Source organism: Roseburia porci (assembly GCF_009695765.1).
GTDB classification, from domain to species: domain Bacteria; phylum Bacillota; class Clostridia; order Lachnospirales; family Lachnospiraceae; genus Roseburia; species Roseburia porci.
In genome coordinates this window covers 1-26,980 of sequence record NZ_VUNI01000012.1, presented here as the reverse complement: position 1 = coordinate 26,980, position 26,980 = coordinate 1, and the positions used below count along the sequence as shown (strand labels likewise).

Sequence of the window (26,980 nt, the reverse complement as noted above, 5' to 3'; positions counted from 1 at the left end):
ATGAGGAGGATGAGAAAATAAATGAATGAGATGAATCCTATGAATGAAAAATTACTGACGATTGTTGTCCCATGCTGGAATTCGGAAGATTATATGTGCAGATGCCTGGACTCTTTAGTTGAAGGGGGAGATCAGGTGGAGGTGATCATTGTGGACGACGGGTCTACAGACCGGACAGGTGAGATTGCAGATAATTATGCACAGATCTATCACAATATCGTAAAGGTTATCCATAAAGAAAACGGAGGACATGGATCAGGAGTGAATGCAGGACTTGCGGCTGCAACAGGAACATATTTTAAAGTCGTGGATTCCGATGACTGGCTGGATGATGAGGCATTTGACCATCTGCTTGGCAATATCGAGAAATTTACAGACATGAAAAAGAAGGATTCCTATGCAACGATTCCGGATCTGTTTGTCTGCAATTATATTTATGACCATCTGGATGAAGGCATTACACAGCAGATGGCTTACCGCAACGTATTTCCAGCCGAGCAGCTCTGTGGATGGAATACGATCGGACATTTTCATCCTTCCCAGTATCTTGTCATGCATGCACTGGTATTCCGCACGGATGTTTTGAGAAGAGCGGATATCCATTTGCCGGAGCATACGTTTTATGTGGATAATCTGTTTTCTTATCAGCCATTACCTCTGGTCGAGCATATTTATTATATGGATGTGGATCTGTACCATTATTATCTTGGAAGAGAAGATCAGTCTGTAAACGAAAAGGTTCTGATGAAACGGATCGACCAGCAGATTTATGTAACCCGACTGGTATCACAATGTGCCAATTTGGATGAAGTGGCGAAAAAGCACCCAAAACTTGCAGTTTATATGAGAAGAAATATTTCAATCATGATGGCAATTTCATCCATCCATCTGCTGCTCATCAATACGCCTGAGGCATATCAGAAGCGAAAACAGCTGTGGCAGGATATTCGGAAACGGAATGCGGCTTTATATTACCAGCTCAAATATCGTACACTCAGCGGGCTGACGTATCTCCCTGGAAAAGTGGGAGGAAAACTTACGATTGGAGGATATCGTCTTGCAAACAGAATCTATAAATTCCAGTAAAAAAGAAAAACAGACATACATTTATGTGGGGTTTGTGGACACACCGGGGTTTTTCGCATCCATCATCCGTCATGTGATCAAACAGAAATATGTGCATGTTGTACTTGGACTCGATGCAGGACTGGACGAAGCATACAGCGTTGGACGGCGTAATCCGGCGATCCCGATTCTTGCAGGATTTGAAAAAGAAGAGAAGAGCAGGATTCTTCGTGTTTTTCCGAATGCGGATTATATGGTCTGCAGGATCGCATGTACAGAGGAACAGAAAGATTACATCAAAAACACGTTGGAACTGTGCATGAAAGAGCGTTATCAGTATCATTATACCGTGCTTGGACTTCCTTTTTTACTGTGCAACATTCCGTTTTACCAGGAAAATCATTATACCTGTTCCTCCTATCTGGCAAGACTTCTGACATCAGCAGGTGTGGTGCATTTTGATAAGCATTTTTCACTTGTGACACCGAGGGATTTTATGGAATATCCGGATAAAGAGATCATTTTCGAAGGTGCATTACGTGAACTGGTACGGGATACGGAGGCAGCGTATGCGGAGAATGGAGTTGTAAGATATGAGTACTAAGGCAAAGCGGGTGCTGGAGATTTTATTTTTTCTTGGAATCATGGGACTTACCCTGTATGCCATCTTTTATAAGCAGAATCCAATGCAGATCCTTGGTGCATTAAGGCAGATGAAGCCGGTGTACGGACTGTTTGCTTTTTTGCTTGGAATCGCATTTGTGAGTCTGGAAGGAACTATGATCTGGTTTTTACTTCATGGTTTACATGGAAAAAGCGGTCTGTTTCAATGTATTGGTTACTCGTTTATTGGATTTTTCTATTCCGGGATTACACCATCCGCCACCGGCGGACAGCCAATGCAGCTGTATTATATGCAAAAAGACGGGAATCGTGCATCGGACAGCACGGTTGTTCTGATGACAGTAGCGCTTATTTATAAACTGGTGCTTGTTCTGGTCGGAGCTGGCATCCTTCTTGGCTGGAGTGCACCGCTGCATGAACATCTTGGAAAATACTACTATCTGTTTTTGATTGGAATCGGACTGAATACGCTGCTGGTTCTTCTGATCTGGGCAGTGATGATCTGTCCGGGGGTAATCCGCAGACTGATGCAGGGAGTGGAACATCTTCTTGTCCGTCTTGGAATCTGGAAAGCGGATGCACACAGAATGGACAGCATAGAGGGATTTATCCAGAGTTATCAGAATGCAGTGGATTTTTTGAGGGAAAATCCGCTCAAGATTGGTATTGTTGTACTTCTCACTTTTGTACAGCGCAGTACATTATTTGTGCTGACTTATATGATCTATCTGGGATTTGGACTGCACGGGGCAGCTCCGATGACGGTTATTTTATTACAGGCCAGTGTTTATATTGCAGTAGATATGCTGCCGATACCGGGAGCACAGGGAATTACGGAACTGATGTATCAGGCAGTATTTTCCGGGGTATTTACAGGAGGATGGCTGCTTCCTTCCATGCTTGTAAGCCGCGCGGAGAATTTCTATCTGCTGCTTATTATTTCCATGGTTATCGCAATCGTGAGCTGGAGAAATGGAAAAAGAAAGAAAAAAGTTTATGCTTCATAAATGCATGTGGAATATTTAAAGAAATCTTAGTATAATGGAAAGGAGAGATAAGAAACAGGCTGAGGGATTGCAATGAAACAGAATCGGACACAGCTTTTTGAGGTAGATGGACTACAGGTACAGCTGATCCAAAAAGACATTAAGAATATGTATCTCCGATATAAAGGAGAATCTGATACCGTACTGGTAAGTGCTCCGTTTTCCATGAGAGAACGGGACATTGTGCATTTTATCCGGGATCGAAGGGAATGGATTGAGGATGCAAAGCGGCGCTGGCAGGAAAGATCCGAAGAAAGACCGGAGATGACAAAGGAAGAGGCGTGGAAAGCGTGGGTGTATCTGAAAGAAGAGATCCAGAAGCTTTTAAATCTGTGGGCGCCACAGATGGGCGTGATTCCGGGAGGATTTAAGATTCGTCAGATGAAGACAAGATGGGGATCCTGCAATGTGAGAACCCATCATATGACGTTTAACCTTGCACTTGCACACGTTCCGTACGAATGTCTGGAATACGTAGTCGTACATGAACTGTCGCATCTGATTGAGCCAAGCCACAATGAACGATTCTGGAGGACAATGGAAACTTATCTGCCCGATGCAAAACTTCGCAGGAAAAAATTAAAGGGGTATTCAGTATGAAGCATAAATTCTTTTGGGCGGTGCTGGCAGTAATCCTGGTGTTTGCCGGAGTCCTTTTCTTACAGGGAGAAGAATTTTCGAGAGTCGGTGAGAAAAGCGGAGATAAACAGGCATATCTGGACCGGGACACGGAGAGCACAGAGACACCTGGGACAGAAGAAAGTACGCAGGAAGCTGAGGCAGTTCGGACAGACAGCGGATATTACGGACCTTTGCAGGTGAACGGGACAAAGCTTATGGATGCTGACGGGAATCCGGTGCAGCTTCGCGGAGTGAGTACACATGGTCTTGCATGGTATCCGGAATATGTGAATGAACAGGCGGTTGCATATATGCATCAGAAATGGGGCATCAATGTGATCCGCCTTGCACTGTATACAACGGGCTCCGGTGGATATTGTGTTTCGGAGGATGGATCCAGACAGTATATGGAGGATCTGATCGATATTGGTGTTAAAGCCGCGGCTGAAAATGACATGTATGTGATCATTGACTGGCATATTCTCGAGGATGGTAATCCGAATACCTATATTGGCCGTGCAAAGGATTTTTTTGCAAAGATATCAGAAAAGTACAAGGATTATGAGAATGTGCTTTATGAGATCTGCAATGAGCCAAATGGCGGAACGCAGTGGTCTGATGTGAAAAGCTATGCGGAGACGATCATTCCTGTGATACGTGAGAATGATTCCGATGCAGTCATCATTGTGGGAACTCCGACCTGGTGTCAGGACGTAGATCAGGCGGCAGCAGATCCTATTACAGATCAGGACAATATCATGTATGCTTTACATTTTTATGCAGGAACGCATAAAGAGGAGCTGCGGAACCGGGCCGATCAGGCGATGAAAGCAGGAATTCCAATCTTTGTCAGTGAGTTTGGACTTTGTGATGCATCCGGAAATGGAGCGAATGATCTTGACGAGGCCGACCGATGGATGGACTGGATGAATGATCATCAGATCAGCTGCGTTCAGTGGAACTTATCTAATAAGGATGAGACCAGTGCTTTGATCGACAGCAGCTGCACAAAGACAACAGACTGGAAAGACGAAGATCTGTCAGAGAGCGGAACGTGGATGAAGGAACACATCGGAGGCATTGTTGGAAGACGGGCATCCGCTCAGAATGCAGAACACACGGATTCAAAGGAATCCCAGGAAACAACAGAGCCTTCAGATTCGGAGAAAAATGATGCTGATGGAACGGTAAGCGAAGATTCCGATGCAAAGGTGGAGCAGGTAAATAACTGGGATAATGGATCGGCTTCCTGCACACAGTATGGAGTGGTGCTGACGAATCCAAAAGAGAAGACAAGCACTTCATGGACACTTACCATCCGGTTTGACCAGAAAGTCAGTCTGCAGAACAGCTGGTGTGGAAAATACGCGATCTCAGATGATACGATTACGATCACTCCGGAGGACTATAACAATGCAGTTGCTTCCGGAAAATCCATTGATAATGTAGGATTTATCGTGGAATCGGCTGCGATTCCAAAGGTAGTTGAGACTACGGTTACGTGGGAATAGCGGACCGTTTTGGTTTGGACAGTAAAATAGCAGAAAAGAGGAAAAGATATGAATATACCAAAAGATCCAGTAATGTTACTCAGTTTTGTAAATACCCAGCTTCGCGACAATTATCCTTCTCTGGGGGAATTCGCAAAAGCATATATGGTCGAGGAGAATGAGATCAAAGATAAGCTTGCAGCGATAAACTACACCTATGATCCCGCACAAAATAAATTTGTTTAGGAGGAAAGAACATGCAGACAAATTGTGATTTCTGTGCATATAACGAGTACGATGAAGAGGATGAATGTTATTACTGCTCGGTAAATATGGATGAGGATGATATGGCAAGATTTATGCAGAGTAGTTATAAAAGCTGCCCATATTATAAATCGGGAGATGAATACCAGGTGGTGCGCCATCAGATGTAGCATAAACAAGGAATAAGAAAAGGGCATAGGAAAAACAGTTTTTGTTTTTCCTATGCCCTTGATTTTTATTTCTGGACTTTTGTTGCAGCTTGGATGAATCCGTGGAACAGTGGATGTGGACGGTTTGGACGGGATTTTAATTCCGGATGAGCCTGGGTTGCGATGAACCAAGGATGATCTGGAAGCTCAACCATCTCAACGATACGTCCGTCTGGGGAAGTACCACAGAGTTTCATGCCGTTTTCGGTCAGGATGTTACGGAAGTCATTGTTTACTTCGTAACGATGACGATGTCTTTCTGCAATGTTTTCGGTTCCGTATACTTCATAAGCTTTGGATGTTTTATCCAGAACACATGGATAAGAACCAAGTCTTAAGGTTCCACCAAGGTCTTCTACACCGTTCTGATCCGGCATTAAAGCGATGACCGGATGTGTTGTGTTTGGATCGAGCTCGATACTGTGTGCATCATGGAGTTTGCATACGTGGCGTGCATATTCGATGATGGCAACCTGCATTCCGAGACAGATTCCAAGGTATGGAATGTTGTTCTCACGCGCATACTTTGCAGCAGAGATCATTCCCTCAACACCACGGTTACCAAAACCGCCAGGAACGATGATTCCCTGCATATCGCCTAAGATCTCTCCGGCATTTTCATCATTTAAGAGCTCAGAATCTACCCAGTGGATATCAATTGTTGCATGTTCCGGGATTCCACCGTGTTTTAATGCTTCAACAACGGAAATATAAGCATCGTGAAGAGCGATATATTTTCCGACTAATGCGATCTTAACAACTTTATCCGGATGACGAAGGTTTTCAACCATGTTCTTCCACTCTGTAAGATCCGGTTCCGGACAATCCAGATTCAGACATTCACAGGCAACTTTTGCAAGATTTTCTTTTTCCATTGCAAGAGGAGCTTCATATAAATATTCAACGTCAAGGTTCTGGAGTACATGACTTTCCGGAACGTTACAGAATAATGCGATCTTGTCTTTCAGTCCCTGATCCAGTTCATGCTCGGAACGGCACACAATGATATCAGGCTGGATTCCCATTCCCTGAAGCTCTTTTACGCTGGCCTGTGTAGGTTTGGTTTTTAATTCACCGGAAGCGCTTAAGTATGGGATTAAAGTTACGTGGCAGAGAATGGCATTCTCACGTCCGACTTCGTGCTGGAACTGACGGATTGCCTCTAAGAAAGGCTGGGATTCGATATCTCCGACAGTACCACCGACCTCGATGATCGCAATGGTAGTCTCTTTGGATGTAAAATCACGGTAGAAGCGGCTCTTAATCTCGTTTGTAATGTGTGGGATAACCTGTACAGTACCTCCGCCGAAATCACCACGACGCTCTTTCTGGAGAACGGACCAGTATACTTTACCAGTGGTTACATTCGAATTTTTTGTCAGGCTTTCGTCGATAAAACGTTCATAGTGACCAAGGTCAAGGTCGGTTTCAGCTCCATCATCGGTAACGAATACCTCACCGTGCTGGATTGGGTTCATGGTTCCTGGGTCAATGTTGATGTATGGGTCAAACTTCTGCATGGTTACCTTGTAGCCGCGTGCTTTTAAAAGGCGGCCGAGGGATGCAGCTGTGATTCCCTTTCCAAGTCCGGAAACAACACCACCAGTGACAAAGACGTATTTTACAGGCATAGGGTTAATCCTCCTCTAAAAAATGTGTAATGATTCAAAATGTAATAAAAATCTGCCTTTCCCTGAAAAAGAACAGACTGCTTCAAATTAATAACTAATGTATTATACAGCCTCAAACAAAAATATGCTACACCTTTCTGCAAAAAAACGACAAAAATTTTATAAAGAATTTAGAAAGGAAACGAAAACTTCACGAACAATGTGTTGCTTTTACCCTATTTTTTACATATAATAATGATGTTATACATTACGGATAGATCAGATCCATTTTATGTGGTCTGTTTAGATATGGAGGATTTATGGAGAACCAAGGACCTAATAATTATAATTACGGGAACAACGGGAATAATAATGGAAATGGCAGCGGTGGCAATGGTGGTAATGACAACAACAATAAGAAGAACAACCACAATGGCCAGATGATCATGAGTTTTATCATGGTCACACTTGTAGCACTTTTTATTTTCTCACTGTTCAGCAATCATTTTTCACAGATGAGTTCAAAGGAGACCACGTATACGGAGTTCCTTTCCCAGCTGGAAGATAAGAATGTCAAGACGGTAGAATACAGTACCTATGAGATTGATTATACACTGGTCAAAGATAAAAGCCAGTTTGAAGTGACCTATTATACAGGACGTGTGGATGATCCGGATCTGATTTCGGAACTGAAAGAAGCCAAGACCTCGGATGGAGATCCAATCGAGATTTCGGCAAAGGTTCCGGATAATACATCCGCATGGCTGATTAATATTTTAAGCTTTTTAATTCCGCTTGTACTGATCTGGATTCTGTTCGGTTTCTTAATGAAACGCATGGGCGGCGGTGCAATGGGCGTTGGCAAAACAACCGCAAAGGTGTATGTTGAGAAATCCACAGGCGTTACATTCAAAGATGTCGCAGGTCAGGACGAGGCGAAGGAATCCCTGCAGGAGGTTGTTGATTTCTTACACAATCCGGCAAAATACCGTGATATCGGTGCCAAACTTCCAAAAGGTGCTCTTCTTGTAGGACCTCCTGGAACCGGTAAAACACTTCTTGCAAAAGCAGTTGCAGGAGAGGCAAATGTACCGTTTTTCTCTCTCGCTGGATCTGACTTCGTAGAGATGTTTGTCGGTGTCGGAGCTTCCCGTGTCAGAGATCTTTTCAAAGAAGCTCAGAAGATGGCTCCTTGTATCATCTTTATCGATGAGATCGATGCGATCGGTAAGAGCCGTGACAGCCGTTACGGTGGTGGAAATGATGAGCGTGAGCAGACGCTGAACCAGCTGCTTGCAGAGATGGATGGTTTTGATGCATCCAAAGGAATTCTGATTCTTGCAGCAACAAACCGTCCGGAAGTTTTGGACAAGGCATTGCTTCGTCCGGGACGTTTTGACAGACGAATCATCGTAGACAAACCGGATCTGAAGGGCCGTCTTGAGACACTGAAAGTGCATTCCAAGGATGTTATGATGGATGAGACAGTTGATCTGGATGCACTTGCACTTGCAACAGCAGGACTTGTCGGATCGGATCTTGCCAATATGATCAACGAAGCGGCAATCAATGCAGTGAAAAATGGAAGAAAATTTGTAAACCAGTCCGACCTGTTTGAGGCATTTGAACTTGTAGCAGTCGGTGGTAAAGAGAAAAAAGACCGTGTTATGAGTGATAAGGAACGTAAGATCGTGTCTTATCATGAGGTTGGACATGCTCTGGTGTCTGCTTTACAGAAGAATACAGAGCCGGTTCAGAAGATTACGATTGTTCCAAGAACTATGGGAGCACTTGGTTATACCTTACAGACACCGGAAGAAGAAAAATACCTTGAGACCAAGGATGAACTTCTTGCCAAGATTACAACCTTTATGGCAGGACGTGCCGCAGAGATGCTTGTGTTTGATTCTGCAACAAGCGGCGCATCCAATGATATTGAGAACGCAACAAAGATTGCAAGAGCGATGGTTACCATGTATGGTATGTCAGACAGATTTGGTATGATGTGTCTTGCAACAGTAGAGAATCAGTATCTGGATGGCAGAGCTGGACTCATCTGTGGAGAAGATACCGCAGGACAGATCGATAAAGAAGTATTATCCATCATCAATCATGCATACGATGAAGCATATGAGATGTTAAAAGAGAACCGTGATGTTCTGGATCACATTTCCGAATATCTTTATGAGAAGGAGACCATTACAGGTAAAGAGTTCATGAAGATTTTCCGCGAGATGAAAGGAATTCCGGAACCGGAAGAGGACAGCAGCCATAAGAGCGGCGGATTGAACCCGGATGATAAGGTTGAAACACAGCACACGGTATCACCGGCAGCGGATAAGAATCTGGTGAAGCCAAAAACAGAGAATAACGGGGCAGACGGGCAGAATGAGAAAGGACCTGACAATGCAGGAAATCCGTATGTTGCGCCGAACGAAGACATGTTTGAAGATTAGAGACAGAAAGAATTTTATGATATGAAAAGCAGGAACGCCTTGGCGTTCCTGTCTTACGTTAAAAGAGGAAACAAAGACACAGATGTTTGATTTTGAAGAAGAATTAAAAAAATTACCGGATAATCCGGGCGTATATATCATGCATGATGCCAGTGATGCAATCATCTATATCGGGAAAGCCGTAAGCCTGAGAAAACGTGTGCGTCAGTATTTCCAGCCGAGCCATGATGAAGGAATTAAGAAAAAGCAGATGGTGGAACATATTGCACGGTTCGAATACATCATCACAGATTCAGAACTGGAAGCTCTGGTGCTCGAATGTAACCTGATCAAGGAACACCGGCCAAAGTATAACACCATGCTGAGGGATGATAAAACTTATCCTTATATAAAAGTGACAGTTGGGGAAGACTATCCCAGAGTACTTTTTGCAAGGGAGATGAAAAAGGACAAATCGCGTTATTTTGGACCATACAGCAGTGCGGGAGCGGTAAAAGATACGATTGAGCTGATCAATAAAATATATGGGATACGTACCTGCAACCGTAATCTGCCGAAGAACATCGGCAAGGAACGCCCGTGTCTGAATTATCATATCTATCAATGCGAAGCACCGTGCATGGGCTATATCACAAAGGAAGACTATCAGAAAAAAATCACAAAAGTACTGGAGTTTTTAAATGGCAATTACAATCCGGTTATGAGTGAACTGAAGGATAAAATGATGCAGGCATCGGAGGAGATGGAATTTGAAAAAGCCATTGAATACCGGGAACTTTTAAACAGTGTGGCGCAGATCGCACAGAAACAGAAGATCACTGCAACGGATGGAGAAGACAAGGACATCATTGCAATCGCATCAGATGACACCGATGCCGTTGTACAGGTATTTTTTATCCGGAGCGGCAAGCTGATCGGAAGAGACCATTTTCATGTACGTGTGGGAACAGAAGAATCGGAACGCCTGATCCTTACCGATTTTATCAAACAGTTCTATTCCGGAACACCGTTTATTCCACGTGAGATCATGCTGCAGGAGCCGATCGACGATATTGAGATACTGGAAGAATGGCTTACCAACAAGCGCGGAAGAAAGGTTTACATCCGGATTCCACAAAAAGGAATGAAAGAGAAGCTGGTGGAGCTTGCAGAAAAAAATGCAAAACTTGTACTCAGCCAGGACAAAGAACGGATCAAGCGTGAAGAAGGAAGAACCATTGGTGCCGTGAAAGAGATCGAAGGACTTCTTGGCATGGAGGGACTGAACCGTATGGAAGCATACGATATTTCCAATATCAATGGATTTGAGACCGTAGGTTCCATGATCGTATATGAAAAGGGAAAACCGAAACGCAGTGATTACCGAAAGTTTAAGCTCCGCACGGTTACAGGACCGGATGATTATGCGTCCATGCATGAGGTTCTGACCAGACGTTTTACGCATGGAATGGAAGAACAAAAGGAGATCCGTGAGAACCGGAAGCAGGAAGAGGCTGCAAGTTTTCATCGTTTCCCGGACATTATCATGATGGATGGTGGACGTGGACAGGTTAATATCTGCCTGCAGGTATTAGATGAGCTTGGACTTCATATTCCGGTTTGCGGCATGGTAAAAGACGATAACCACAGGACCAGAGGACTTTACTATAATAATGTAGAGATACCGATCGACACGCATGGAGAAGGTTTTAAACTGATCACACGTATTCAGGATGAAGCACATCGTTTTGCGATTGAATATCACAGATCTTTGCGTTCCAAATCCCAGGTGCATTCGGTACTTGATGATATTGAAGGAATCGGGCCGGCAAGAAGAAAAGCATTGATGAGAAGATATCAGTCTCTTGAGCGGATGCGCGAAGCCAGTGTGGAAGAACTTGCGGAAACAGAATCCATGAATCTTGCAGCGGCGGAGAAGGTTTATACGTTTTTCCACTCCGGCAAAGAGACGCAGGAAGCTTCGAAAGCAGCGGTGGAACAACAGCCACGGATATAGACGAAATTACCGGATTATGGTACAATGAGCAAAGGTGACATTCGAGTCAGCAGTGTAAATATATCCATCCGGTAGCGATGACCGGAGGACAGATCAGGAGGAACAGGTATGACAGGGATCAGTGTTAGTGTTGCAAAAATAGCAGATTTATTAGATCTTAAGAATTATACATCAGACATGGATCTGAAGAAACGGAAGATTCATTCTGCAGATGTCAATCGTCCGGCATTACAGCTGTGCGGTTATTTTGATCATTTTGAACAGTCACGTGTTCAGATCATCGGTAATGTTGAGGATTCATACATCAAACTGCTCAGTGAGGAAGAACAGAAAGAGCGTTATTCGGAATTTATGAAATATGATATTCCATGTATCATTTTCTGCCGTGACATTGAACCGGATGAGATGCTGATCCGGATTGGAGAAGAGAACAATGTACCAATCCTTGGAACAAGCCGTTCTACTTCTGAATTTATGGCAGAGCTGATCAATACTCTGGGTGAACAGCTTGCACCATGTATTACGGTACATGGAGTACTGGTAGATGTTTATGGTGAAGGAATCATGATCACAGGTGAAAGCGGAATCGGAAAGAGTGAAGCTGCACTTGAGCTGATCCGGAGAGGTCATCGTCTGATTACCGATGATGTCGTTGAAATCCGCAAGATCAATGAACATACACTGATCGGAACATCACCGGATATCACACGTTATTTCATTGAACTTCGAGGCATCGGTATTATCGATGTTAAGACACTTTACGGTGTTGAATGTGTAAAAGAGAAGCAGCAGATCGACCTGGTTATCAAGCTGGAGGACTGGAAGAAAGATGCAGATTATGACCGGTTAGGTCTGGAAGAGGAATACATTGAATACCTTGGCAATAAGGTCGTATGTCATTCACTTCCGATCCGTCCTGGACGTAACCTTGCAGTGATCTGTGAGGCAGCAGCGGTTAACCACAGACAGAAGAAGATGGGGTATAATGCAGCACAGGAGCTGTATCGTCGTGTTCAGGCTAATATCACCAGACAATCGGATGAAGATGACGAATAAATAAGCGGATAATCGGCATCAGGCAGCATTGCCGGTGCGGTTTTGAAGAATATATGCAATTTAAGGAGACAAAAAGTAATATGGAAAAGAAAAATGCATGGGAAAAGTATCCATTAGGATCAAAAAGAGACGAGGTATTCCAATTCGCAGAGGAATATCGTAAGTTTATTTCAGCATGTAAGACAGAAAGAGAGTGTACAGCAGCACTTTATGAAGAAGCCCAAAAGGCTGGATATCAGGATATGGATGAGCTGATCGCGGCAAACGCAACAGTAAAAGCCGGAGATAAGATCATCGCAAACAATATGGGAAAAGGAATTGCAATGTTTATCATTGGTAAAAAGCCAATGGAACAGGGAATGAATATCCTTGGAGCGCACATTGATTCTCCGCGTATGGACTTAAAACAGGTTCCTTTATACGAAGATACAGACATGGCACTTCTTGACACACACTATTATGGTGGAATCAAGAAATACCAGTGGGTAACTCTTCCTCTTGCACTTCACGGTGTCATCTGCAAAAAGGATGGAACAACCGTGAAGGTAAATATTGGTGATAAACCGGAAGACCCGGTATTCGGAGTCAGCGATCTTCTGATCCATCTTTCCGCAGATCAGCTTGAGAAAAAAGGTGCAAAGGTGATTGAAGGAGAGAATCTTGATCTTCTGATCGGAAGTATTCCGGCAGATGAGAAGGACGAGAATGGAGAGAAAGTAAAGGAACGTGTAAAAGCAAACATTTTAAATATTCTTTCCAGAGAGTACGGTGTGGATGAAGATGATTTCCTTTCCGCAGAGATCGAGGTTGTACCAGCCGGAGCAGCAAGAGATTATGGATTTGACCGCAGTATGATCATGGGATACGGACATGACGACCGTGTATGTGCATACCCATCTTTCCGCGCAATGCTTGAGGTGGAAGCACCGGAATATACAAGCGTATGTCTTCTTGTAGATAAAGAAGAGATCGGAAGTGTTGGAGCATCCGGAATGGAGTCAAGATTCTTTGAAAATTGTGTTGCAGAGGTTATGAACATGACTGGTGCATACAGTGAACTGGCTGTTCGCCGCGCATTAAAGAATTCCAAAGTACTTTCTTCCGATGTATCTGCTGCATTTGATCCAAATTATCCAGCTGTAATGGAGAAGAGAAATGCCGCATATTTTGGAAAAGGACTTGTATTCAACAAATATACAGGTGCACGTGGTAAATCAGGATCCAATGATGCAAACGCAGAGTACGTTGCCAAATTAAGAAATATCATGGATACCAACGATGTTTCATTCCAGACCGCAGAGCTTGGCAAAGTAGATCAGGGTGGCGGTGGAACGATCGCATATATCCTTGCAAATTATGATATGAATGTTATCGACAGCGGTGTCGCTGTTTTAAACATGCATGCACCATGGGAGATCATCAGCAAAGTTGATCTGTATGAAGCATTAAGAGGATATGTAGCATTCCTGAAAGAAGCATAAAAGACCATTACATTATATAGAAGGAAGATTATTCATGAATCAGAAGTTTTTAGAACAGTTAGCTGAAATACTTCCGGAGAAGAACATCTATATCAATGAACCTATGAACAAGCACACCACCTTCCGCATTGGCGGAAGCGCGGATGTGCTTGTTACACCTGAGGTATCTGAGACCGCAGAGGTACTCAGATTATGTAAAAATTATGACATTCCGGTTACAATCATCGGAAACGGAAGCAATCTTTTGGTAGGAGATCAGGGAATCCGCGGTGTTGTGATCGAGTTTGGAAAACCGGCAGAAGAGATCGTGATTCAGGGGGAACAAATGCATGTAACAGCAGGTACAATGCTTTCGAAAGCTGCAAATGAAGCCGCTGCCAATGGCCTTTCGGGACTGGAATTTGCTGCAGGAATTCCAGGAACTGTCGGTGGAGCAGTAGTGATGAATGCGGGAGCATATGGCGGTGAAATGAAAGATGTGATCCGCACAGTCACCGTTCTTACAAAAGAAGGCGAGAAGCGGACACTTACTTTGGAAGAACTGGATCTTGGTTATCGTCACAGCTGCATTCCGGAGAACAACTATATTGTTTTGTCCGCAGAACTGAGCCTTCAGAAAGCCGATACAGAACAGATCCGCGCAGTGATGGCAGATCTGAGAGAACGGCGTGTCACCAAACAGCCTTTGGAATATCCGAGCGCCGGAAGCACATTCAAACGTCCGGAAGGATATTTTGCAGGAAAACTGATCCAGGACGCAGGACTTCGTGGCTATCAGGTCGGTGGAGCACAGGTGTCGGAAAAACATTGTGGATTTGTAATTAATAAAGGGGATGCAACCGCCAGGGATGTACGTCAGTTGATATCCGATGTACAGAAGAAGGTGTATGAAGAATTTCACGTTCAGATCGAGCCTGAAGTGAAAATGATTGGAGAATTTTAGGATGAAATATGTAATCGTGACCGGAATGTCCGGAGCAGGCAAATCGACAGCAATGAAAATGATGGAGGATATGGGATATTTCTGTATCGATAATCTTCCAATTCCACTGATTGGGAAGCTGGTAGAATTTTCCAACCAGTTTTCAGCCAAAACACAGAAAGTAGCTCTTGGAATTGATGTTAGAAGCGGCGTAGGACTCGGTGAGATGGAGGATGTGCTGGAAGGACTGAAAAAATACGGTCCGGATGTAACCTTTGAGATTCTGTTTCTGGATGCAGAGGATGAGGTCCTTGTAAAGCGATATAAAGAGACAAGAAGAAACCATCCGCTTGCCGGACAGGAACGCATAGAGCAGGGCATCAAAAAAGAGCGCGTGGAGCTTGCATTTCTGAAAAAGTCTGCAGATTACATTATTGATACCAGCCAGCTGCTCACAAGGGAATTAAAAGGCGAACTGGAGAAAATCTTTATACAGAATCAGGATTATAAGAATCTGTTTGTGACAATTTTATCCTTTGGATTTAAATACGGAATTCCATCCGATTCGGATATTGTGATGGATGTCCGTTTTCTTCCGAATCCTTATTATGTAGACGGACTGCGTGCAAAGACCGGAAATGATAAGGAAATACAGGATTATGTCATGCAGTTTCCGGAAGCGCATCAGTTTTTGGATAAACTGGAGGACATGATCAACTTTCTGATTCCGAATTATATATCAGAAGGAAAGAACCAGCTGGTTATTTCCATTGGATGTACCGGTGGAAAACATCGTTCGGTAACACTGGCCAATGAGCTCTACAAGAGACTTGAAGGCAATAAAGAATTTGGACTTAAGATCGAGCACCGGGATATTGGCAAGGATGCCCTGAGAGGAAAGTAGGATGTCGTTTTCAAGTGAAGTCAAAGCAGAACTGGCCAGACAGTACAGTAAGAGCAGACATTGTCAGATTGCAGAGCTGGCTGCTCTCGTTTTTATGGAAGGTCAGATCCGGCTGCAGCCGCTGACCCTGCAGTTTGAATCAGAGAATCCGATCTTGCAGGAAAAATATGCAATTTTAATGAAACGGATCTTTGAAGTGGATATTACCAAAGAGCTTTCACCGGCAGATACCATGCGTGTATTGCAGGCGCTTAAGATCGCAGATGATCTTCAGATGTTCCGGCATGCACATGATCACGTATCTCTTCGCGGGGCAAGGATGAATGGACTGCTGGTGCAGCAGACCTGCTGTAAGCGGGCATATATCCGTGGAATGTTCCTTGCTGCCGGTTCGATCAGTAATCCCAATAAGTCTTATCATTTTGAAATTGTATGTCACAGCCAGGTACAGGCCAGACAGCTGCAGGAACTGATGGAGAGCTTTGAGACAGATGCCAAGATCGTTGTACGCAAGCATCATTATGTTGTATATCTGAAAGATGGATCACAGATTGTAGACATGCTCAATGTCATGGAGGCATATGTTTCACTGATGAATCTGGAAAATGTCCGGATTCTCAAAGAAATGCGTAATTCAGTCAATCGCAAAGTAAACTGCGAGACAGCGAACATCAGTAAAACGGTAAACGCAGCAGTGAAACAGATACAGGATATTGAACTGATCCGGGATACGATCGGACTCGAGAGTCTTCCGGATAACCTGAGCGAGATCGCGCAGGTGCGTCTGGAGCATCCGGAGAGTCCGTTAAAAGAACTGGGGAATTATCTGAGTCCGCCTGTGGGCAAATCAGGGGTGAACCACAGGCTGCGCAAGATCGCAGAAATTGCCGAAGATCTCAGATAAGGAAGGGAAAGTATGAACAAGAAATTATTATTTATTTTTAATCCGCATTCAGGAAAAGGCCTGATCCGAAACTACCTTGTAGATATTGTAGATACAATGATCAAGGCAGAGTTTGATGTGACCATTTATTCTACACAGGCAAGAGCCGATGCCACCAGAAAGGTTTTAGAAGAAGGTGCGGGATACGATCAGATCGTATGCAGCGGTGGAGACGGAACGCTGGATGAAGTAGTTACCGGAATGATCCAGGCCAATCTGGATATTCCGCTTGGCTATATTCCGGCGGGCAGCACGAACGATTTTGCCAATTCACTTGGAATTGAAAAGGAGATGCGCCTTTCCTGCCTTACCGCAGTACATGGAACGCCATTTCCATGCGATATTGGACGATTTAATGACGATACGTTTGTGTATGTTGCAGCATTCGGACTTTTTACGGAAGTGTCCTATCAGACACCGCAGCAGTTAAAGAATATTTTCGGACATGCTGCATACATTCTGGAGGGAGCAAAGCATTTAAGAGATATCCCGTCCTATGTCATGCATGTGGAATATGAGAATCAGAGAATCCAGGATGAATTTATCTATGGAATGGTATCGAATTCCATTTCGGTCGGTGGATTTAAGGGTATGACCGGTCCGGATGTAAAACTTGATGACGGAGTATTTGAAGTAACTCTGATCCGTAAGCCGAAGAATCCGATCGAACTGAACGAGATCCTTGCCTGCCTGACAAATCTGATTGATGATTCAGATATGGTTTATACTTTTAAAACAAGTGAATTACATATCATGTCAAAAGAAAAAGTTGCATGGACACTGGATGGTGAATTCGGTGGAGAACATGATGATGTAACCATTTGCGATCTTCAGCAGAGAATACGTATCGTAGTTGACGAAGAAGAGGCTGCGAAAGTATCAAAAGATTGTCAATAATTTAACTTTATTTTTGAAGAGAAATGTAATATAATCATAATAACTTAATATTAGGAGGATAAACAATATGTTAGTATCTGCAAAAGAAATGTTAGACAAAGCAAAAGCTGGCCATTATGCAGTAGGTCAGTTCAACATCAACAACTTAGAGTGGACAAAATCTATTCTGTTAACAGCTGAAGAATTAAAATCCCCGGTTATCTTAGGTGTTTCTGAGGGTGCTGGTAAATACATGACTGGATTTAAGACAGTTGCAGCTATGGTAAAAGCTATGGATGAAGAACTTGGAATTACAGTTCCTGTAGCATTACACTTAGATCACGGAACATACGAAGGATGCTACAAATGCATCAAAGCCGGATTCACATCTATCATGTTCGACGGTTCTCATTACCCAATCGAAGAGAACATCGCTAAGACAAAAGAATTAGTATCTGTAGCTCACGCTATGGGAATGTCTATCGAAGCTGAAGTTGGTTCTATCGGTGGAGAAGAAGACGGTGTTGTAGGAATGGGCGAGTGCGCTGATCCGAATGAGTGTAAAGCAATCGCTGATCTTGGAGTAGACATGCTTGCTGCCGGAATCGGTAACATCCATGGTAAATATCCGGCAAACTGGCCAGGATTAAGCTTCGAGACTCTTGCAGCAGTTCAGGAGAAAACAGGAGCTATGCCATTAGTACTTCACGGTGGTACAGGTATCCCAGCTGATATGATCAAGAAAGCAATCTCTCTTGGCGTATCTAAGATCAACGTTAACACAGAGTGCCAGTTAGCATTCCAGGAAGCTACACGTAAATACATCGAAGCTGGTAAGGATTTAGAGGGTAAAGGATTTGATCCTCGTAAATTATTAGCTCCAGGTGCAGAAGCTATCAAAGCAACTGTAAAAGAGAAAATGGAATTATTTGGTTCTGTTGGCAAAGCAGAATAATGATTGCAATATTTGCAGGGCATGGCCGTTTTGGCCACGCCCTGCTTTTGTTTTATTATGCTAACGTATTAGTTGGATAAATTTCACAAAAGAAATCATTGGAGTGTCGAAAAATCGTCAGATTAGATAAAACTTTATTTTTTGAAAAAAAGATATTGCTTTTTGAAGGGAAAAGAGGTATCTTAGTTTCAGAAATAATGTGAGACACGAACGAGGGCGTTCCAATGGGATTGGAATGCCCTCATTTCATTTACAGGGCAAATTTCCGTAGAATGAACACATTATCAAATATAGTTCACATCAAGGGGATTTGATTGTGACAAAAAGAAAGGATGTTTAGAAAATGAGTGAGTACTACAACGTAGCAGACATTTTTGGAGAAAACGTATTTAACGATGCAGTAATGCAGGAACGTCTTCCAAAGAAAGTCTACAAGAAACTTCACGAAGTTATGGATGAGGGAAAAGAACTTGACCTCGAGACAGCCGATGTCATCGCACACGAGATGAAGGAATGGGCAATTGAAAAAGGCGCTACACATTATACACATTGGTTCCAGCCACTGACCGGTGTAACCGCTGAGAAACATGATTCCTTTATTACAGCTCCAATGCCAAACGGCAAAGTTCTGATGAGCTTTTCCGGCAAAGAGTTAATTAAAGGTGAGCCGGATGCATCATCTTTCCCATCCGGAGGACTTCGTGCAACATTTGAAGCAAGAGGATATACAGCCTGGGATTGTACATCACCTGCATTTGTACGTCAGGACGCAGCAGGAGCAACACTTTGCATTCCTACAGCATTCTGCTCATACACAGGAGAAGCACTGGATCAGAAAACACCACTTCTTCGTTCCATGGAAGCAATCAATGACCAGTCACTTCGTCTTTTAAGATTATTCGGAAACACAACATCCAAGAAAGTCACACCATCCGTTGGACCGGAACAGGAGTACTTCATCGTTGACAGAGAGAAATATCTGCAGCGTAAAGATCTGATCTTCACCGGACGTACCTTATTCGGAGCAATGCCTCCAAAAGGACAGGAGATGGATGATCATTACTTCGGAGCAATCAGAGAGAGAATCGCAGCTTACATGAACGATGTCAACAAAGAACTCTGGAAGCTCGGTGTAACAGCAAAAACACAGCATAACGAAGTAGCTCCTGCACAGCATGAGTTAGCTCCAATCTATGCAGAGTGCAACGTAGCTGTTGATAACAACCAGTTAATGATGGAAACATTAAAGAAAGTTGCCGGACGTCATGGCTTACAGTGCCTGCTTCATGAGAAACCATTTGCAGGTGTAAACGGATCTGGTAAACACAACAACTGGTCTATCACAACAGACGACGGAATCAACTTATTAGAGCCAGGTGCAACACCTCATGAGAATGTACAGTTCTTATTAGTTCTGACCTGTATCTTAAAAGCTGTTGATGAGCATGCTGATCTTCTTCGTGCATCCGCAGCTGACGTCGGAAACGACCACAGATTAGGAGCAAACGAGGCACCACCAGCAATCCTTTCTGTATATCTTGGAGAGCAGTTACAGGATGTTATTACACAGCTGGTAAGCACAGGTGCTGCAACACACAGTTTATCAGGTGAGAAATTAGAGACCGGTGTTAAGACATTACCTGATTTCATGAAAGATGCTACAGACCGTAACCGTACATCACCATTCGCATTCACAGGTAACAAATTTGAGTTCCGTATGGTTGGTTCACAGGATTCTGTTGCACAGCCAAACATCGTACTGAACACAATCGTTGCAGAAGCATTCTCAGATGCATGTGATATCTTAGAGAAAGCAGATGACTTTGAACTTGCAGTACATGATCTGATCAAGAAATACGCTACAGAGCATCAGAGAATTATCTTCAACGGAAATGGATATTCAGATGAGTGGGTAGAAGAAGCTGCAAAACGTGGACTTCCAAACATCAAATCCATGGTAGATGCAATTCCTGCATACGTAGCACCACAGAACGTAGCTGCATTTGAAAAATTCAATGTATTCACAAAGACAGAGTTAGAGTCCCGTGTTGAGATCGAGTATGAGACATACGCTAAGACAATCAACATCGAGGCAAAGACAATGATCGATGTTGCTGGAAAACAGATCATTCCTTCTGTAATCGGATACACAACAGAACTTGCAACTTCTCTTACCGCTGTACAGACAGCATGTGCAGAGGCAGATACATCCGCACAGAAAGAACTTCTGGTACAGACATCTGCATTATTAGCAGAGACAAAAGCCGCACTTGCAAAACTGGAAGAAGTTACAGAAGCAGGCGGAGCTATGGAAGAGGGAAGAGAACAGGCTGCTTACTACAGAGATACTGTAAAAGCTGCTATGGACGCATTAAGAGCTCCTGTTGATAAATTAGAGATGATCGTTGACAAAGATATGTGGCCAATGCCATCTTACGGAGATTTAATCTTCGAGGTATAATCCAAATTAATATTTAAACATCACTTTCAAAAAGAATGCGATGCATTTTCGAACCACAAAGCTGTGGAATAAGGGAAATGTATCGCATTTTTTATTTTGGAAGATAGGTTAGGAGGACATAGTTATGACACAAGAAGCGATTATGAACATAATTGATGAGCACATGTTCGGGATATGGTTCCTGATCGGTGCTGCACTTGTATTCTGGATGCAGGCAGGATTTGCAATGGTTGAAACGGGATTTACCAGAGCAAAGAATGCCGGAAATATTTTGATGAAAAACCTGATGGACTTCTGTATTGGTACCGTGGTATTCATTTTGATCGGTTTTTCATTCCTGTTAGGAGAAGATTTCCTTGGATTTATCGGAAAACCTGGATTTGATATCTTTACATCCTATTCAAATTTCGATTTTTCAAGTTTTGTATTTAACCTGGTATTCTGTGCAACCACAGCAACGATCGTATCCGGTGCTATGGCTGAGAGAACAAAATTCTTATCTTATTGTATTTATTCCGGAGTAATCTCCGCATTGATCTACCCGATCGAGGCACACTGGATCTGGGGCGGCGGCTGGTTAGCACAGCTTGGATTCCATGATTTCGCAGGTTCCTGTGCAATCCATATGGTAGGTGGTATTTCCGCTCTGATCGGAGCTGCTCTTCTTGGACCACGTATTGGTAAATTCAGCAAAGACAAATCAGGAAAGATCGTGAAAGTAAACGCTTTCCCTGGACATAACCTTCCACTTGGATGTCTTGGATGTTTCATCCTCTGGTTCGGATGGTATGGATTTAACGGTGCAGCAGCTACATCCAATGCACAGCTTGGATCAATTTTCCTTGTAACAACCGTGGCTCCTGCAGTTGCAACTGTAGTATGTATGGTATTCACATGGGTAAAATATGGAAAACCAGATGTATCCATGTGTCTGAATGCATCACTTGCAGGTCTTGTTGGTATTACAGCTCCATGTGATGTAACGGATTGTTTCGGTGCAATCTGCATCGGTGTTGTATCCGGACTGCTTGTATGCTTCGGTGTATGGCTTTTAGATAACGTATTAAGAATTGATGACCCGGTTGGTGCCGTAGCAGTTCACTGCTTAAACGGTATCTGGGGAACAATTGCAGTTGGTTTATTTGCAACAAATTCAGCACCTGGATATTCTATCGCAGATGCAAACGGAAACGAACTTGTCGGACTTTTCTATGGCGGAGGATTTAAATTACTCGGACTTCAGTGTCTTGGCGTGCTTACCGTAGGTGCATGGGCTGCTGTTACGATTACCATTACATTCCTGGTAATTAAGGCGACTATCGGACTTCGTGTATCCGAGGAAGAAGAAATTGTTGGTCTGGATTCTATGGAGCATGGTCTTCCATCTGCATACGCAGGCTTCTCTATTATGGATGTTTCCAACACAATGACAATGGATGTAAACGAGAACACAGATCTTGGTACAGCAGACTATGAGAGTGCTTCTGAGGTACAGAAGAATGCAGCTGTCAAAGTTGTCAGTGTTCCACATGATGCTACAGGTATCTATAAAGTGGTTATTATTTCAAGACTGTCAAGATACGATCACTTAAAGAAAGCAATGAACGATATCGGTGTAACCGGTATGACAGTAACACAGGTTATGGGTTGTGGTATCCAGAAAGGTGCCGGTGAGAAATATCGTGGTGCTGAGTTGGATGCAACCTTATTACCAAAAGTAAAAGTTGAAGTTGTAGTAAGCAAGATCCCGGTAGAAACTGTGATCGAAGCAGCAAAGAAAACTCTTTATACAGGCCATATTGGAGATGGCAAGATCTTCGTATACGATGTAGCAAAAGTCGTAAAAGTCCGTACTGGCGAAGAAGACATTGCAGCATTGCAGGACGTTGAATAACATAGCACTAATCTAGTGGTTAGATTAGTGAATCTAATCCCCTTAGTTATATACATCAACAAAACAGCAAAAACCCCGAAGCTTTCGGCTTCGGGGTTTTTGCTGTTTTCATATTGTTTAATTACCATTGTTTGATGGAGTATTACTGTTTCCGTTTTGATCGGAAGAAGTAGCAGTACTTCCGTTGTCACCGGAAGTTCCGGTTGTCGTTGTTGAAGTACTGTTACTTGTCGTTGTTGAGGTACTGGTGGAATCACTGCTTGTACCGGAATCGGTCGAAGCAGGATCTGTCTGTACCGGATCGGTAGTAGTTGTTTCGGTATTGGAAGCATTATGGACGTCACAGGTGCGGTTTAAGAATTCTTCACTTGCCTGGAAGTCATTTTCTTCTGTTCCCGGAGTTCCTCCGATAATAAATACTTTTTGTTCTACCAGATCAGCCGGGCAGAAAGCATTGGCAATCAGACCGGTTGAATTATCAATATTTAATAATGTATGGTGGTCACACTGTGTAGTTGGAACGGTACCTTTTGCAAAATACTCTGTATATACTGTGGAACCACGCTGGTCGTTGTCACAGACACCTTCGAGTGGAAGAAGTCCGGATTCTTTACATACGGATGCGGTCGATATCGTGGATGGCATCGTGAAATCTTTTGGTTCAAGACCTTCGTGAAGTCTTGTCATAATGGATTTCCAGATAACCTTCGGATAGTTTGTTGAACCGTTTTCCATTGCGTTATCATCATATCCACCCCAGATCGCACATGTGTAATATGGAGTGTATGCGGCAAATACGGTATCGCGGTTACCGGTTGTTGTACCTGTTTTACCAGCCTGTCCCATATTCATGCCAAAATAAGCACTTTTACCGGTACCAGATGTCAGAACATCTTTCATGGCATCGGTTAAAAGCCATGCGGTATCATCACTTAAAACTTCGTGCTGTTCCTGATTCTCAGTACGGTCGAGAAGCAGATTGCCATCGTGATCGTAAATCGTGGTGTAGAAGATTGGCTCATTATAATCACCGGAATTGGCAATTGTTGCATATGCTGCAGTCAGTTCCAGATTGGTAACACCGTTGGTCAGACCACCAAGCGCAAGTGCAAGGTTTTTGTCCTGATCGACCAGTGTGGTAAATCCAAAACTCTGTGCATACTGGTAACCAAGGTCAACGCCGATTCTCTGTAATGCTTTTACCGTTACGACGTTCATGGAATTGGTGATCGCGGTACGGTAATTGGTGAATCCGCGGTAGCGGAAATCATAGTTGTTGAAGGTTTTGCTTCCTACGGTAAAAGGTGCATCGTCTTCAACAGAAGCCAGAGTACGTCCGCCGGCATCCAGAGCCGGTGCATAGCATCCGATGATCTTGAAGCAGGAACCAGGCTGACGGGTTGTGTCTGTTGCACGGTTCCACGTACGGTTTCCAACCTTATCGCCACGTCCGCCGACAAGAGCGAGAACTTTTCCGGAATACTGATCCATGATAGTTGCTGCAACCTGAGGCTGCAGAGTAATATGAATGGATTCGGTTCCGTCTACGATCGTGTCGCCTTCTCCAAGAACATCCTGCTCATATTGCGAGATTGCGGCATAACATTCATCCTCAGAACTGTAATCGATGGAAAATTCCTGATTGCCGGTCTTTTCTTTATAGTAGGAAAGCATCGTCTGATTTGTATAAGTCTTATAGGTGCCGTCCGCCAGTTTTACCTGGAAAGAAAGACTGAAGGAGTATTTCGGATTGCCACTGTAATTGTCTGCGTTGTTGACCTCTTCATCGGCAATTTGCTGGATGTTCAGATCCTGAGTGGAGTTGATGGTAAGACCACCCTGGTAGATTGCTTTGTAAGCTTCGGTTTCCGAATATCCCTTGATGTTGACGAGGTCATCGATTACCTGCTCGATCAGAGCATCTACGAAATAGGAATTGACACTGTCATCGTTCACGGAGTTGTATTCGGCGATTCTGGAATAAACATCGTCGGCCATTGCCTCGTTATACTCAGACTGTGTAATGTACTTCTGGTCGAGCATATCGTCCAATACCTTTGTACGCCGTTTTGCATTGGCATCCGGGTGTGTGATCGGATTATATCCGGAAGGATTCTTGGTAATACCTGCAATCACCGCACACTCAGAAAGTGTCAGTTCGGATACGTCTTTGCCGAAATATTTCTGGGATGCAGCCTGAACACCAAGTGTATTAGCACCAAGGTTGATGGAATTCAGATAATTCTCGAGAATCCAGTCTTTGTCCTGAACCTGTTCCTCCAGTTTGACAGCAAGATACTGTTCCTGAATCTTACGCTGAAGGCGTTCGATAAAAGTAGTCTCGCTGGTCCACGTTGTAAGAACATTGTTCTTGATGAGCTGCTGAGTGATCGTACTGGCACCCTGATCAAAGTCGCCACCGGATAAAACACCTTTTACTGCGGCACGACCGATACCATAAAGGTCAATACCATTGTGCTCGTAAAACCGGGAATCTTCCACTGCGACAAATGCATGCTGCAGATCTTCCGGAATCTCGTCGATCGTTACGTACTGACGATTGGAACCGGAACCGACAAGAGTAGCGGTTTCTGTTCCGTCGCTTGCGAGAACGGTTGTGGAAAAACCGGTAGGAGTAACGTCGATCTCGGAAATATCAGGGGCAGAATCAATAATGCCTTTCATAATACCGACACCGGCACATCCGCCGATTACCACGACTAGCAGGATACCAATCAAAACTGCCTTGCAGATAATGATGCCGAACTTCTTACGAATTTTCGTACTTTTTGCGTCTGCCTGTTTTTCCAGACGCTTGGTACTGCGTTTTCCGTAATTCATATAGGCCCTCCTTTGAGTTCGCTGTATTCTATTTTTATGTGCAAAGAAAACTGCAATCGCAGAATTCCTGATAAGCGGTGCTTGTATAAAAGTACGCTTAATCAATATTATAGCAAAAAATAACGGTATAATAAAGAAAAAATTGTATTGTGAATGATGAACATGATATACTGTATAAGCATACATCCACACAGAAAATTTCGTGTCATGGATAAGTATCGGAAGAAAATGGTAATTTTATACAGGGAGAACACAAAAATGGCAAAGAACAGCAGTGAAAAGGCAAAACCGGTTCAGGAATCTTTACAGGAAGGTTATAAGATTGTATACAAAGGTGGCGAAGGAGAGATTGTGGAGAAGAAATCCAGATTTATTGCCACGGTTCGTCCTGTGGAAACAGAGGAAGAGGCAGTTGCTTTTATCAATGAAATGAAAAAGAAATACTGGGATGCAAGACATAACTGTTCCGCATTTGTACTTGGAGAACGTCAGGAGATCACACGCTGTTCCGATGATGGGGAACCGGCGCAGACAGCAGGACGTCCGATGCTTGATGTTCTGTTAAAGGAAGGAATTCATAATGCAGCAGTCGTAGTAACCAGATATTTTGGTGGCGTACTGCTCGGCACAGGTGGTCTTGTGAGAGCATATCAGAAAGCAACGCAGGAAGGTCTTGCTGCCAGCCAGATCATTGAAAAGAAGGCTGGCATTCTTTTAGAGGTCGGAACCGATTATAATGGAATTGGAAAATTACAGTATCTGTTCGGACAGGAGAATATTCATATTGTTAATTCCGAATATGGGGCAGATGTGATGATGCAGGTACTTGTTCCGATCGAAAAAAAGGCCGATCTGGAGAAAAAAATTACAGAGCAGACAAGCGGAAATGCCCGTATTTCCTGGGGTGACGAGATAGAATTCGCAATTGTAGAAAAAAATGTGAAAATTTTTACAAAAAGTTGTTGACAGAAAGCGGGTGAGCATGTATACTAGCTATTGTTGAAGCGAACAACACAAACAACTAAGTAATGGCCCATCGCCAAACGGTAAGGCAACGGACTCTGACTCCGTCATTTCAAGGTTCGAATCCTTGTGGGCCAGCTCATCAAGCACTACTGAGTGATCAGTGGTGCTTTTGCTTTATGTGCGCCTTGCGGCGCACGTCGCTAATGGATGAAAGTTCCTAATCCGCCCTAGTAGTGGGAAGGATACAGCCAAGACCAAGGGTGTCCTGTTCATAGCAAGACTATGATTAACGTGAGGGGA

21 protein-coding genes and 1 tRNA gene are annotated in these 26,980 nt (G+C 43.6%); 20 read left to right on the top strand and 2 right to left on the bottom strand.

The features are described 5' to 3' along the window. Nucleotides 1–21: 21 nt before the first annotated feature. The 7 genes from FYJ75_RS08055 (at nucleotide 22) to FYJ75_RS14310 (ending at nucleotide 5,280) form a co-directional block, all read left to right on the top strand. The gene (locus FYJ75_RS08055; protein ID WP_235907041.1) at nucleotides 22–1,086 is read left to right on the top strand and encodes a glycosyltransferase family 2 protein; all 1,065 of its coding nucleotides are present in this window, start codon (nucleotides 22–24) and stop codon (nucleotides 1,084–1,086) included. Next, nucleotides 1,058–1,669 carry a hypothetical protein gene (locus FYJ75_RS08050; protein WP_154429947.1) on the top strand — a complete coding sequence of 204 codons (612 nt, stop codon included), beginning with the start codon at nucleotides 1,058–1,060 and terminating at the stop codon, nucleotides 1,667–1,669. Before FYJ75_RS08055 ends, FYJ75_RS08050 begins: the two co-directional genes overlap by 29 nt. Further along, on the top strand, nucleotides 1,659–2,696 hold the full coding sequence (locus tag FYJ75_RS08045; protein WP_154429946.1) for a lysylphosphatidylglycerol synthase transmembrane domain-containing protein: 1,038 nt from the start codon (nucleotides 1,659–1,661) through the stop codon (nucleotides 2,694–2,696). Before FYJ75_RS08050 ends, FYJ75_RS08045 begins: the two co-directional genes overlap by 11 nt. Before the next feature lie 72 nt (nucleotides 2,697–2,768). Then, a complete protein-coding gene (locus FYJ75_RS08040; protein ID WP_154429945.1) occupies nucleotides 2,769–3,335 on the top strand; it encodes a M48 family metallopeptidase in 567 nt (188 codons plus the stop codon). Beyond that, nucleotides 3,332–4,867, top strand: a complete 1,536-nt coding sequence (locus FYJ75_RS08035; protein WP_154429944.1) for a cellulase family glycosylhydrolase — start codon at nucleotides 3,332–3,334, stop codon at nucleotides 4,865–4,867. The genes FYJ75_RS08040 and FYJ75_RS08035 overlap by 4 nt, the downstream gene beginning before the upstream one ends. A 48-nt stretch (nucleotides 4,868–4,915) precedes the next feature. Next, nucleotides 4,916–5,092, top strand: coding sequence for a DUF4250 domain-containing protein (locus FYJ75_RS08030; protein ID WP_154429943.1), 177 nt, complete (start codon nucleotides 4,916–4,918; stop codon nucleotides 5,090–5,092). Between the two features lie 11 nt (nucleotides 5,093–5,103). Then, nucleotides 5,104–5,280, top strand: a complete 177-nt coding sequence (locus FYJ75_RS14310; protein ID WP_195838971.1) for a DUF6472 family protein — start codon at nucleotides 5,104–5,106, stop codon at nucleotides 5,278–5,280. 65 nt (nucleotides 5,281–5,345) lie between these two features. Here the strand turns inward: FYJ75_RS14310 and FYJ75_RS08025 are convergent, their stop codons facing one another. After that, on the bottom strand, nucleotides 5,346–6,950 hold the full coding sequence (locus tag FYJ75_RS08025) for a CTP synthase (protein ID WP_154429942.1): 1,605 nt from the start codon (nucleotides 6,948–6,950) through the stop codon (nucleotides 5,346–5,348). Between the two features lie 299 nt (nucleotides 6,951–7,249). On the opposite strand from FYJ75_RS08025, the gene ftsH reads away from it, so the two are divergent. From ftsH to FYJ75_RS07970, 11 genes are all read left to right on the top strand, one after another. Then, the gene (gene ftsH / locus FYJ75_RS08020; RefSeq protein WP_235907040.1) at nucleotides 7,250–9,385 is read left to right on the top strand and encodes an ATP-dependent zinc metalloprotease FtsH; all 2,136 of its coding nucleotides are present in this window, start codon (nucleotides 7,250–7,252) and stop codon (nucleotides 9,383–9,385) included. Between the two features lie 82 nt (nucleotides 9,386–9,467). Next, nucleotides 9,468–11,381: an excinuclease ABC subunit UvrC gene (gene uvrC / locus FYJ75_RS08015; RefSeq protein ID WP_154429941.1), complete on the top strand. Its 1,914-nt coding sequence runs from the start codon at nucleotides 9,468–9,470 to the stop codon at nucleotides 11,379–11,381. Nucleotides 11,382–11,489: 108 nt separating this feature from the next. Further along, nucleotides 11,490–12,437 (top strand): HPr(Ser) kinase/phosphatase, encoded by a 948-nt coding sequence (gene hprK, locus FYJ75_RS08010; protein ID WP_154429940.1) that lies wholly within the window; start codon nucleotides 11,490–11,492, stop codon nucleotides 12,435–12,437. Between the two features lie 80 nt (nucleotides 12,438–12,517). Then, the gene (locus tag FYJ75_RS08005; RefSeq protein WP_154429939.1) at nucleotides 12,518–13,918 is read left to right on the top strand and encodes an aminopeptidase; all 1,401 of its coding nucleotides are present in this window, start codon (nucleotides 12,518–12,520) and stop codon (nucleotides 13,916–13,918) included. A gap of 34 nt (nucleotides 13,919–13,952) precedes the next feature. Further along, nucleotides 13,953–14,861, top strand: a complete 909-nt coding sequence (gene murB, locus FYJ75_RS08000; protein ID WP_154429938.1) for a UDP-N-acetylmuramate dehydrogenase — start codon at nucleotides 13,953–13,955, stop codon at nucleotides 14,859–14,861. 1 nt (nucleotide 14,862) lies between these two features. After that, a complete protein-coding gene (gene rapZ, locus FYJ75_RS07995) occupies nucleotides 14,863–15,744 on the top strand; it encodes an RNase adapter RapZ (RefSeq protein ID WP_154429937.1) in 882 nt (293 codons plus the stop codon). 1 nt (nucleotide 15,745) lies between these two features. Next, complete coding sequence (gene whiA, locus FYJ75_RS07990; RefSeq protein ID WP_154429936.1) at nucleotides 15,746–16,648, top strand: DNA-binding protein WhiA; 903 nt, start codon at nucleotides 15,746–15,748, stop codon at nucleotides 16,646–16,648. A 12-nt stretch (nucleotides 16,649–16,660) separates the two neighbouring features. Next, the gene (locus FYJ75_RS07985; RefSeq protein ID WP_154429935.1) at nucleotides 16,661–17,584 is read left to right on the top strand and encodes a diacylglycerol/lipid kinase family protein; all 924 of its coding nucleotides are present in this window, start codon (nucleotides 16,661–16,663) and stop codon (nucleotides 17,582–17,584) included. A 67-nt stretch (nucleotides 17,585–17,651) separates the two neighbouring features. Next, the gene (gene fba, locus FYJ75_RS07980) at nucleotides 17,652–18,518 is read left to right on the top strand and encodes a class II fructose-1,6-bisphosphate aldolase (protein ID WP_154429934.1); all 867 of its coding nucleotides are present in this window, start codon (nucleotides 17,652–17,654) and stop codon (nucleotides 18,516–18,518) included. 343 nt (nucleotides 18,519–18,861) lie between these two features. Then, nucleotides 18,862–20,979, top strand: coding sequence for a glutamine synthetase III family protein (locus FYJ75_RS07975; RefSeq protein ID WP_154429933.1), 2,118 nt, complete (start codon nucleotides 18,862–18,864; stop codon nucleotides 20,977–20,979). A gap of 124 nt (nucleotides 20,980–21,103) precedes the next feature. Further along, nucleotides 21,104–22,873 (top strand): ammonium transporter, encoded by a 1,770-nt coding sequence (locus FYJ75_RS07970; RefSeq protein ID WP_154429932.1) that lies wholly within the window; start codon nucleotides 21,104–21,106, stop codon nucleotides 22,871–22,873. Nucleotides 22,874–22,990: 117 nt separating this feature from the next. Here FYJ75_RS07970 and FYJ75_RS07965 read toward each other — a convergent pair whose 3' ends face one another. Continuing rightward, a complete protein-coding gene (locus tag FYJ75_RS07965; protein ID WP_154429931.1) occupies nucleotides 22,991–25,714 on the bottom strand; it encodes a transglycosylase domain-containing protein in 2,724 nt (907 codons plus the stop codon). Between the two features lie 258 nt (nucleotides 25,715–25,972). On the opposite strand from FYJ75_RS07965, the gene FYJ75_RS07960 reads away from it, so the two are divergent. Together FYJ75_RS07960 and FYJ75_RS07955 are read left to right on the top strand one after the other, a co-directional pair. Then, complete coding sequence (locus FYJ75_RS07960) at nucleotides 25,973–26,680, top strand: YigZ family protein (protein ID WP_154429930.1); 708 nt, start codon at nucleotides 25,973–25,975, stop codon at nucleotides 26,678–26,680. Between the two features lie 63 nt (nucleotides 26,681–26,743). Further along, nucleotides 26,744–26,815, top strand: a tRNA-Gln gene (locus FYJ75_RS07955). The last annotated feature ends 165 nt before the right edge of the window (nucleotides 26,816–26,980 follow it).